The organism is Paenibacillus xylanivorans (assembly GCF_001280595.1).
Classification (GTDB): Bacteria; Bacillota; Bacilli; order Paenibacillales; family Paenibacillaceae; genus Paenibacillus; species Paenibacillus xylanivorans.
Genome location: NZ_LITU01000050.1, coordinates 138,037 through 147,922 on the forward strand (window position 1 = coordinate 138,037; position 9,886 = coordinate 147,922).

The 9,886-nt window shown below is 46.4% G+C and carries 11 protein-coding genes; 10 read left to right on the forward strand and 1 reads right to left on the reverse strand.

Features of this window, described 5'->3' with window-relative positions:
* Positions 1-62: 62 nt before the first annotated feature.
* From AMS66_RS08395 to AMS66_RS08430, 8 genes are all read left to right on the forward strand, one after another.
* On the forward strand, positions 63-818 hold the full coding sequence (locus tag AMS66_RS08395; RefSeq protein WP_053780364.1) for an ABC transporter ATP-binding protein: 756 nt from the start codon (positions 63-65) through the stop codon (positions 816-818).
* Positions 815-2,740 carry an FtsX-like permease family protein gene (locus AMS66_RS08400; protein ID WP_053780365.1) on the forward strand — a complete coding sequence of 642 codons (1,926 nt, stop codon included), beginning with the start codon at positions 815-817 and terminating at the stop codon, positions 2,738-2,740. Before AMS66_RS08395 ends, AMS66_RS08400 begins: the two co-directional genes overlap by 4 nt.
* A 158-nt stretch (positions 2,741-2,898) precedes the next feature.
* The gene (gene pgsA, locus AMS66_RS08405) at positions 2,899-3,477 is read left to right on the forward strand and encodes a CDP-diacylglycerol--glycerol-3-phosphate 3-phosphatidyltransferase (protein WP_053780366.1); all 579 of its coding nucleotides are present in this window, start codon (positions 2,899-2,901) and stop codon (positions 3,475-3,477) included.
* Positions 3,478-3,627: 150 nt separating this feature from the next.
* Complete coding sequence (locus tag AMS66_RS08410) at positions 3,628-4,053, forward strand: GNAT family N-acetyltransferase (protein WP_053780367.1); 426 nt, start codon at positions 3,628-3,630, stop codon at positions 4,051-4,053.
* 42 nt (positions 4,054-4,095) lie between these two features.
* Positions 4,096-4,533, forward strand: a complete 438-nt coding sequence (locus AMS66_RS08415) for a GNAT family N-acetyltransferase (RefSeq protein WP_053780368.1) — start codon at positions 4,096-4,098, stop codon at positions 4,531-4,533.
* A 78-nt stretch (positions 4,534-4,611) separates the two neighbouring features.
* Positions 4,612-5,034, forward strand: coding sequence for a hypothetical protein (locus AMS66_RS08420; RefSeq protein ID WP_082350617.1), 423 nt, complete (start codon positions 4,612-4,614; stop codon positions 5,032-5,034).
* Positions 5,035-5,233: 199 nt separating this feature from the next.
* Positions 5,234-6,454, forward strand: coding sequence for an RtcB family protein (locus tag AMS66_RS08425; protein WP_053780369.1), 1,221 nt, complete (start codon positions 5,234-5,236; stop codon positions 6,452-6,454).
* 22 nt (positions 6,455-6,476) lie between these two features.
* Positions 6,477-7,655 carry a DUF4272 domain-containing protein gene (locus tag AMS66_RS08430; RefSeq protein WP_053780370.1) on the forward strand — a complete coding sequence of 393 codons (1,179 nt, stop codon included), beginning with the start codon at positions 6,477-6,479 and terminating at the stop codon, positions 7,653-7,655.
* A gap of 177 nt (positions 7,656-7,832) precedes the next feature.
* Here AMS66_RS08430 and AMS66_RS08435 read toward each other — a convergent pair whose 3' ends face one another.
* A complete protein-coding gene (locus tag AMS66_RS08435) occupies positions 7,833-8,432 on the reverse strand; it encodes a substrate-binding domain-containing protein (RefSeq protein WP_053780371.1) in 600 nt (199 codons plus the stop codon).
* 98 nt (positions 8,433-8,530) lie between these two features.
* Here AMS66_RS08435 and AMS66_RS08440 point away from each other — a divergent pair, with 98 nt between their 5' ends.
* Together AMS66_RS08440 and AMS66_RS08445 are read left to right on the forward strand one after the other, a co-directional pair.
* Positions 8,531-9,004, forward strand: coding sequence for a DUF5696 domain-containing protein (locus AMS66_RS08440; RefSeq protein WP_053780372.1), 474 nt, complete (start codon positions 8,531-8,533; stop codon positions 9,002-9,004).
* The coding region (locus AMS66_RS08445; protein WP_053780373.1) for a carbohydrate ABC transporter permease at positions 9,001-9,886 on the forward strand (886 nt) is incomplete at its 3' end. The genes AMS66_RS08440 and AMS66_RS08445, both read left to right, overlap by 4 nt.

Consider the following 9,886-nt stretch of genomic DNA (forward strand, 5'->3'; position numbering starts at 1 on the left):
CGCACGATAAATTGCAACATCCCGCCTATGATGGAGATATACCAAAGAGGAGTGAGTGGGATATGTGGATACTGGAAGCCAAAAAAATTCATAAAGTCTATGGCAACAAACTAAATAAACAGGAAGTCCTCAGGGGAATTGATCTCGGGGTAAGTAAAGGCGAATTTGTCGGTATTATGGGGCCCTCGGGTTCGGGGAAAACGACGCTGCTGAATGTTCTCTCTTCGATCGACCGGGTAAGTCAGGGAACGATTGACATTGAGGGCCAGGAGTTCACCGGCATGAAGGAGAAACAGCTTGCTGAATTCCGCAAACATCATCTCGGCTTTATTTTTCAGGATTATAATCTGCTGGATACCCTCACGGTGAAGGAAAATGTATTGCTGCCGCTCTCAATTACGAGTATTCCGAAGCATGAGGCACACCTGAAGTTCGAACAAATTGCCCGTGAACTGGGCATATACGAGCTGAAAGACAAATATCCGTCCGAAATCTCCGGTGGACAGAAGCAGCGGACTTCGGCAGCGCGTGCATTTGTGCATGATCCGAGCATTATTTTTGCTGACGAGCCGACAGGTGCACTCGATTCCAAATCGGCTTCGGACCTGCTTGGCAAATTGAGTGATATGAACACTAAGCATCAGGCTACGATTATTATGGTCACCCATGATCCATTTGCCGCAAGTTACTGCAGCAGGGTGATTTTCATCCGGGACGGTCAGATCTACACCCAATTAAACAAAGGAGACGAGTCCCGGCAATCCTTCTTCAATGACATTATCAAAACTCAGGGCGTGCTGGGTGGTGTGCAGCCATGAGCCTGAACTACATCATTCTTCGCAATCTGAGGAAAAACCTGAAGAATTATTATCTTTACGTCTTCGCCCTGATTTTTAGTGTGGCGCTGTATTTTTCATTTGTGACATTACAGTATGATCCATCCATGAATGAGGTTGCTGAATCAACAAAAGGAGCGGCTGCAATAGGCGCATCCTCCGTATTATTGGTTGTAATTGTGGGCATTTTTCTACTCTATGCCAATACGATTTTTATCAAACGACGCAGTAAGGAGATCGGTTTGTTTCAGCTGATTGGACTGACGAAGGGGAGAATATTTGCCATCTTGAGTGCAGAAAATTGCATTCTCTACTTTGGTTCCATGGCGGTAGGTGTTCTGATCGGTTTTCTCGGTTCCAAACTGATATTGATGATTTTGTTCAAAATTATTGGCGTTGATGCGATTACAGAGCTGTACTTCTCACCGATGGCCTTGCTGCAGACTGTGATTGTTTTCGTCGTCATGTACTTGCTCATCATGCTCATGAATTACACCTTTATCCGAGCGCAAAGTATCCTATCGCTCTTTCGGGTGTCTTCTACAACGGAGCAGCAAGTGCAGAAGTTGTCTGTAGGGCAGATCCTGATCGGCATCATGGGTATTGCTCTGATCGGTTTTGGATACGCACTGTCCGCTCGATTGTTTAGTGGTGAGGTGTTGGATATGCAGCAGTTAATGTATACGATGATTTTGATTCTGTTCTCTGTCATTCTGGGGACGTATCTGTTTTATAAAGGTTCCGTCAGTTTTATCTTTAATTTGATTCGCAAAAGTAAAAAAGGATACCTCTCCATTAATGAGGTGTTGTCGTTATCCTCCATCATGTTTCGCATGAAATCGAATGCCTTGCTGCTGACCATTATTACTACCGTATCGGCACTCGCCATAGGCATGTTGTCGCTCAGTTACATTTCCTATTATTCGGCAGAGACGCAAGCCAAGGAAAGTTTGCCGGAGGATTTTTCATTTGCTCAGGCTAATGTGAAAAATCGTTTTGTAGCCGAGTTGGATAACAAACAAATTCAATATGAAGAAAAGCACAGACAACCTTTATATATTGAAATTGATGCAACCAAGGTGATGAATGATTCCCTGTCGGAAGATCGATTGTTCAGCAGTGTATTAAGTGACAGCATGGTCGATAACATCGACCTGAAACCAGGTGAAGTGGTTTTCATGGGGTATGGAAATGTGATCCAACAGTTAATTTCAATTCAGGAGAAAGGTCCAATTGTTCTGCACGGATTGAAGAAAATCATTCACCAGCAACTTATCGGAACCACGAAACAGGGAGTTCTTCCTGTATACTATACCCGGGGCACACCCGTGACAGTTGTGGATGAATCGGTATATGCGGAGCTTGCGCAGGATCTTGATCCTAAACTCCAGGCAGGGGAACCGACCGATTATTACGGTGTGCGGATTACAGATTCCGGGCAAGAAGAGAATGCATATGCTATTTTTGCAGATCTGCAGTTGAAGGCCCCCAGCTTCTCCCAGATTGAATTCAGAAACAATCAACGTACCAGTATGGGCCTAATCATGTTCATTGTTGGTTTCCTAGGACTGACTTTCCTGATTACGTCCGGGTGTATCCTCTATTTCAAACAAATGAATGAGAGTGAAGAAGAGAAAGCGAACTATACGATTCTGCGAAAGCTCGGATTTACGCAAGGCAATCTGTTACGCGGAATTCAGTTCAAGCAGTTGTTTAATTTCGGCATTCCACTTGTCGTGGGCTTGAGTCATAGTTATTTTGCCGTGAAATCAGGCTGGTTCTTCTTCGGTACAGAACTGGTCACACCTACTGTAATTGTCATGATTGTCTACACTTTGTTGTATTCAATATTTGGCCTATTATCTGTATGGTATTACAAACGAGTAATCAAGGAATCATTGTAGATCAGGAGATCAGAAGTAGAGTGATACATTAAGAATTCCGAGGAAAGGGCAACTGTATAAAGAAGTACAGTATGTCCTTTCTTTCTTGTGAAAAAAAGGAGGATGGCGCAAGGGTGGAGAAATCACAACATAGGGAGTGAAGAAGAGGGAGGTTTTCCATGAACCTGGCTAACAAAATCACCCTGGCGAGAATGGCATTGATTCCTTTGTTTATGTTTTGCTTCGTCCCGTTGCCGTCTTGGATACAGGAGTCGAGTGAGTTTATTCGTTTTTTGGATCAGCATGGCCTGGTGATTGGAGTTATTATTTTTGCACTGGCTGCAGGTACGGATAAGCTGGATGGGTATGTGGCGAGAAAATATAATCAAATCACGAATCTGGGGAAATTGCTTGACCCACTGGCGGATAAACTTTTGATTTCGGTTGCTCTAATTATGATGGTTCAGGAGAATCTGATCGGTTCATGGATTGCTGTGATCATCATTGGACGTGAAATTGTTATTACAGCGCTGCGTATGATTGCTACTGAACAGGGGATTGCTCTAGCTGCTGATCGATATGGCAAGATCAAAATGGTGCTGCAGGTGGCAGCCATCCTCGCTGTATTATTGAATAATGTTCCGTTCAGTTTGCTGACTGATGTGCGGGTTGATATGATTTTATTGTGGCTGGCGGCAGGAGTTACGCTGTTATCGGGATTGAACTATATCTTAGTGAATTATAGACTACTGAAATAAAGACCTTCGGGCATCGGCGCGCAAGCCGCCATTGCTGTGTTCAACCTTTTTCCAGGGATATGGAAAGTAGCGGTGATGGAGACGAATGAGCGTGGGACGGACCCATTCAGATATTTATTGCGGAGTAATGACGAGAAGGGGGAGAAGAGGATGTCTCAAATAAACATCAATTCAAGTACTTTAGAGGATTCAGAATATGTTCGCCAGCAACTCATCGCATTTAATGCTGCGCATGTGAGCGAGGAATTAAGGCATCGTTACGAAGAATTGAATTTCAACATCAAAAATGAGGCCGGCGAGATTGTTGCAGGTGTACTTAGTACACTTTGCTGGAACTGGCTGGAGATCGACATTCTTTGGGTGGATGCGGAGCAGCGGCATCAAGGTTATGGTTCCCAATTGCTACGTGAGGTGGAACGTATTGCACGCGAGAAATCTTGTGATTTCATTCAACTGAACACATTCTCATATCAGGCACCGGAATTTTACAAGAAGCATGGCTACCAATTGATCACAACGATCGAGAATGCACCGACCGGACACCGTCATTATTATTTTAAGAAGGACCTGACTTAAGACAGCATATGTGAAATAGGACAAAAATCAGGAGGGTTTTTTATGGTTACTATTAAAGCAATTGAACTTGAAGATTTACCGGAGCTAAGCAAGCTATACAACGAGTTAATGGGTACGCTGACCAATGAACAGCAGATGCAGAAGATGTTTCACTATATCCAGCAAAATGGACACTACCATGTACTCGGTGCATTTTACAATGGGGAATTGGCCGGTTCGGTGATGGGCATTGAATGCATGGATCTGATAGGTGAATGCAATCCCTTCATGGTTGTTGAGAATGTGATTGTATCTGATCGGGTACGCAGACAGGGAATCGGTCAGAAGCTTATGCTTCAGATTGAGAACATTGCAAGAGATCTTGGATGTGAGTACATGATTCTGGTGTCTGGCGATCAGCGTAAAGAGGCTCATATTTTCTATGAAAAACTGGGCTTTAAGGATGAGAAGGTTCAGGGTTACCGGAAGCATTTTAATTAGGTAGAAGGACTACTTAAGGAGCAGGACGAATAAGGCATAGTCTGGAAATAAATGAACTGATATGAGGGAGGCACTCTCGTGTTCAAAAAATGGGCTAATGTCCTAATGATTCTGAGTTTGGTATTCGCCGTATGTTCCCCAACATCCTATGCCGCCGCCAAAACGGTCAAAGTGACCGTGACGCTAGTCAGTGCAGAACTGGTGGAGAACAACTCGGTTGGTAATGAATGGGCCATTGGGGCAAGTGTGAACGGCAAGAGCCTGGAGGAGGGTTCATCGGTCACGTTGAATCTGAAATCCACGGATACGGTGAAATTACAAGCGAATGCCGAAGAGCAGGACAAAATTCCTGATTTGGGGAGCAAAAGCACGAACGTTAAGGTTCCCTCCATTTCCAAATCGATCAACAAGACCTTATCGGTTGTCGTGACGGAGAACAGGGGCCGCTATTCGGGTAACACAGCGACGTGGGAGTTCAAGTTTAAGATCAGTAAAAAATAGAACATGGACTGATCATGAAAAAGAGAGCCTGGCTCTCTTTTTTTGGTTTATGCTGATAACTTTGAACTGAAGGAATGTATAGTTTCGGGAAGGATCTCTCTTTGGTAAAATAAAGAATGTTATGGGCAGGGACGTATATATTTCAACGTACATATTTCATTGGAAGTTTTAATGAAGACAAAGGGAGGTTAACCATATAATGCGTATCGTGGATAACATTAAAGTTTGGGGGGAACCGCTGGAGAATGCGGTAAGTCAGGCGGTGACTTGCTCGCAGCATGGTAACGTACTGGGCGTGGCTCTAATGGCAGACCATCACAAAGGGTACTCACAGCCCATCGGGGGCGTGGTTGCCTACCGGAACATGGTCAGTCCGTCAGGGGTTGGATATGATATTGCCTGCGGAAACAAGGCTGTTCGCACCAACCTGATGTGGGAGGATATCCGGGATCAGATTGCTGTGATTATGGATAATATTAATTCGACCATATCATTCGGCGTAGGCCGCAACAATCCAAATCCTGTGGAGCATAAGCTGTTCGATGATGCCAGTTGGAAGCTGTTTGATTCCATTGAGCATGGATTACAGCACAAGTTGAAGACACTCGCGCGCAACCAGCTCGGGACGGTGGGCAGTGGCAATCATTTTGTAGATATTTTTGTGGAAGAGGCGACGGGTAAAGTATGGATTGCGAACCACTTTGGCAGCCGCGGCTTCGGTCACAAGGTTGCAAGTGGTTTTCTGAATTTGGCTGCCGGACGTAAGTTCAGTGGCAAAGCGCCGGGAGAATCGATGGATCAACCACCGACATTGTTTGACCTTAAGAGTGAAATGGGTGATATGTATTGGGACGGAATGACTCTAGCGGGCAGATACGCTTATGCAGGACGTGACTATGTCATTGAACAGGTCCTTGGTATTCTGGGTGCGAGTGCGGAGTATTCGGTTCATAACCATCATAATTTTGCCTGGAAAGAACAGCATATGGACGAAGAAGTCGTGGTAGTCCGCAAAGGAGCAACGCCGCTGGCACCGGGACAGCTTGGTTTTGTGGGAGGCAGCATGGGGGATATCTCGGTAATCGTGGAGGGAGTCCACAGCGAGGAGAATACTGAGTCTTTCCGCAGCACCGTACATGGTGCAGGGCGCACGATGAGCCGAACCCAGGCGGCTGGCAAAATGAATTACAAGCTGCGTACACGCATGGGTGGCGAGATTAGCGAGGAACAGATGCAAGCGGCGATTCGTGCCTATGGTGTCGAGCTAAGGGGTGCAGGAACGGATGAAAGTCCATTTGTGTACAAGAAGCTGCAGGACGTGCTGAATGCGCATGCCCATACCTTGAAAATCAACCATATCCTGCGCCCCGTAGGTGTTGCAATGGCTGGGGGCAATGAATTCGACCCATATAAGGACTAATTGAAAGAAGAAGGTGAACCTCATGAGAAATTGTGCAATATACAGCTCCCAGTTTGATCTGGATCAGTTGTTTGAAATGATTCAATCCATATACCCTCAGGATACAATTGAGCGTAAAGAAGATAAAACCCACATTCAAGTCACTCGCAAGAAGCTGTTCGGTAAGAAGACGAAGGGCTTCAATATGATGACCAGCCAGACCCACCCTAAAGAATTTACCACAATGATTCAGGGGATGCTGGGATTTCTGAGTCAGATTGAGGGAAAGAATCCTTCGCTACAGGAAAAGGTACTAATTAAATGCTCTACACTGAACATGGTTGTTGGTATCGAGACGGAAGAGGATATCGCTGAGGAGTTCTTCAATGAGTTATTGCTTCTGGCCGATGCCCTCGATGCAGTCATCTTCTGGGGAGGTGGCTCCTTGCTGAATGCGCAAGGTCAGCTGCTGCTGGATGTCAACGGAGAATCCGAAGTAGAGGATTACAAAGTGACAGCGCACACCAGTTTTCTGGACGAAGTCAGACCCCCGTCGGAATCTGCAATGCTGCGCAAAGAGCGCTCCGAGCAGCTTCTAACAGAGCAAGGAATCCCATTCAATGTTCATCTGCCTGCAAGAGCGGGGGATGAGCATACAAGGATCCGTAGTGTTCAAGAAGTGGCAGAGCGTGCGGTAGCCCTCTGTATTGCAGCTCTCAAGGGTGAATGTCTTGGAGCCGGTGAAAGCGCAGAAGATACAGCAGCGCTGGTCCAGGAAGTGATCGACAAGTATGATGCAGCTTCATTCTTTTCACCTGTGGAAAGAAAATTTGTGGAGCAACATGGTGCAGAACATCAGGAGGTTATTTCCTTTTCATGGGGATACGAGGCTTATCATGTTATGTTATGGGCACTTGGCTACGTCAAGGAGCTTGGAGCTCCGGTAAATCTGTGCAACGTGGGACAGGATGTAGGATATTTGCAGCAATGTGACGATGTTGAGGCCTTTGTAGCCGGGGCGCGGTTTCGTTCGAAAAACGAGATTTTGGATGCAGCGGACCTAATTTACCGGTATAACTGGGTGTGTGTGGACAGACGTGTGAAGGAACAAACACCTCCCGCGGGTCTAAATGGTGGAGTTGCCTATGAGCGTCACCGGGCACTGAACTGGCTGATCTGTTATTTGGATCAGGACTGGGATGAAGTGCGGACAGATACGTAGAATGGACTCTTAGAATCATCTATTTTTATATGACATCCAAACTCAAATACCCCCAAGCCAGGCGAACACTGGTTATGGGGGTATTTTGGCGTCTCTTGGTACCTTACCGTTTATCCGCTATGTCTTCCGTACTGTTCCCGAATCATAACATCAGCGAGAATCAGCTTTTTCTCTACGTTACTTTCTGGATTCACAATACGCCATAACATCTGGTCCACTGCACGTGCACCAAGTAGCTTGCTCCTTGTTTACATTCACCGTGGCGAGTACCGGTATATTGTCGTACACATTATCGAAACCGGTGACTACACACTGATCGGGCACACGAATGCCCATACTCTCCAGGGCTTCAATGGTGTAGAGCGCGAAGAAGTCATTGGCACAGACAAAAACCTCAGGCAAGTTCTCCTCATTTATGACCGAAGTAAACGTTTTGTGGAAATCATCCACATCCGGGCTGCTCAATTCCGGGATCTGATTCAGATTCAAGCTGTGTCCCATCAATACTGAAGTATAGGCCACCCAACGTTCATAGAAGCTGTGAGCATCACTGGTATTTCCAACAAACTGAAACCGTTTGAATCCCTTGCGCAGAAGATAGAGCATTATGTCACGCATGGATGCAAAATTGTCGGTGAAAATACTGTCACTATGAAAGACCGGGTCCAGATGATCCACCATGACGACGGGAATGCCCAGACGCTTGATTTCAAGCAAAATGGGTGTCGAGATGGAACCCACCGTAATAATGCCCCGAATGGCATCCGGATTCAGCAATGTGAATAGTTGATCCGCAGAAGGTTCTGTCAGGGTGAGGATGTTGATGCCTTTCTGATTCAGTCTGGATTTATGCGTGGGGATATACGCAGCATATTGTGGATGCTCCCTCAGGCTCCAGCCGGTTTAACATTACCGATGAGGAAGTTCCTTTTTATGAAATGGTCATTCATGGATATATGGACTACGCTGCTTCCGCAATGAATACTTCAGGAGATCAGGATATGCGCAAACAGCTGCTCCGCAGCTTGGAGTTGGGCTCCGCTCCGCAATTTCAATGGACGTATGAACCATCGTCCAAGCTGAAGCTGACTAATTATGATTCGGCTTATGCCACTGACTTTGCGTATTGGGTAGATGACGCGGCTGCATTATACAAGGAAGCGAATGAGGTATTAGGTAATTTGCGGAACCATCCAATAACCGAGCATGAACGAGTTCAGAATGGCGTTGTGCGTGTCACATACAGTGGCGGTGCATCTATCTTGATCAATTACACGGATGATCCGGTAACGATTGATGGAATTACCGTTGGTGGGGCGGACTATGCAGCGGAAGGAGTGAACCGATGAGAACACTTCGTTTATCGCTGAAATCCCGGAGAGCGCTGCTTGGACTTGCATTTATTTCGCCATGGCTGATTGGTTTCATCTTCCTGTTCGCCACGCCGCTGCTGCAATCGATCCGGTTCAGTATGAGCAATCTGTCGGTTGCCCCAGGAGGATATGTACTGGATTTTGTCGGATTGAAAAATTTCAAGGATGCCATTCTAGTCGATGCTACATTCAACCGGATCTTGGTGGATTCGGTTGGAGCGATGCTGCTGAATGTGCCGATGATTCTGTTCTTCAGTCTGTTTACAGCGACCCTGCTTAACCAGAAATTCAAGGGCAGAACGATGGCGCGTGCGATCTTCTTCCTGCCGGTCATACTGGCCTCCAGTGCGGTGGCAGCAGCCGAGTCCGCAGGGTTGATCAATCTGATGGGGGACGCCAGTGCGGTTGAATCGTCTACCGAAGGGGGAGCTTCGTTCAACGTCATTTCAATTGTGCGAATGCTGAATGATGTGGGACTGCCAATGGCTTATGTGGATTATATCGTGGAAGCCATTATGCGCATTTACGATATTGTCAGCAGCTCTGGCGTACAGATTCTGATATTCCTTGCTGCGCTGCAATCGGTACCAGGTTCCATGTACGAAGTGGCCAAAATTGAAGGCGCAACGGCCTATGAATCATTCTGGAAAATTACGTTTCCGATGATGAGTCCATTGATCCTGACGAATGTCATCTATACCATCATTGATTCCTTCGCAGGCAGCCCGGTGACCGAGGCCATCTACCAGACGGCGTTCAAAACCCAGAACTTCGGCCTAAGCTCGGCCATGTCCTGGCTGTACACCCTGGTCATCGGTCTGGTATTGGTTGTTGTCGGATGGGTACTGTCACGGCGGG

Bases quoted from the DNA above. Each gene is read 5' to 3' on its own strand.
- AMS66_RS08395 (WP_053780364.1), top strand. From the start codon at position 63: ATGTGGATACTGGAAGCCAAAAAAATTCATAAAGTCTATGGCAACAAA.
- AMS66_RS08400 (WP_053780365.1), top strand. From the start codon at position 815: ATGAGCCTGAACTACATCATTCTTCGCAATCTGAGGAAAAACCTGAAG.
- pgsA (WP_053780366.1), top strand. From the start codon at position 2,899: ATGAACCTGGCTAACAAAATCACCCTGGCGAGAATGGCATTGATTCCT.
- AMS66_RS08410 (WP_053780367.1), top strand. From the start codon at position 3,628: ATGTCTCAAATAAACATCAATTCAAGTACTTTAGAGGATTCAGAATAT.
- AMS66_RS08415 (WP_053780368.1), top strand. From the start codon at position 4,096: ATGGTTACTATTAAAGCAATTGAACTTGAAGATTTACCGGAGCTAAGC.
- AMS66_RS08425 (WP_053780369.1), top strand. From the start codon at position 5,234: ATGCGTATCGTGGATAACATTAAAGTTTGGGGGGAACCGCTGGAGAAT.
- AMS66_RS08430 (WP_053780370.1), top strand. From the start codon at position 6,477: ATGAGAAATTGTGCAATATACAGCTCCCAGTTTGATCTGGATCAGTTG.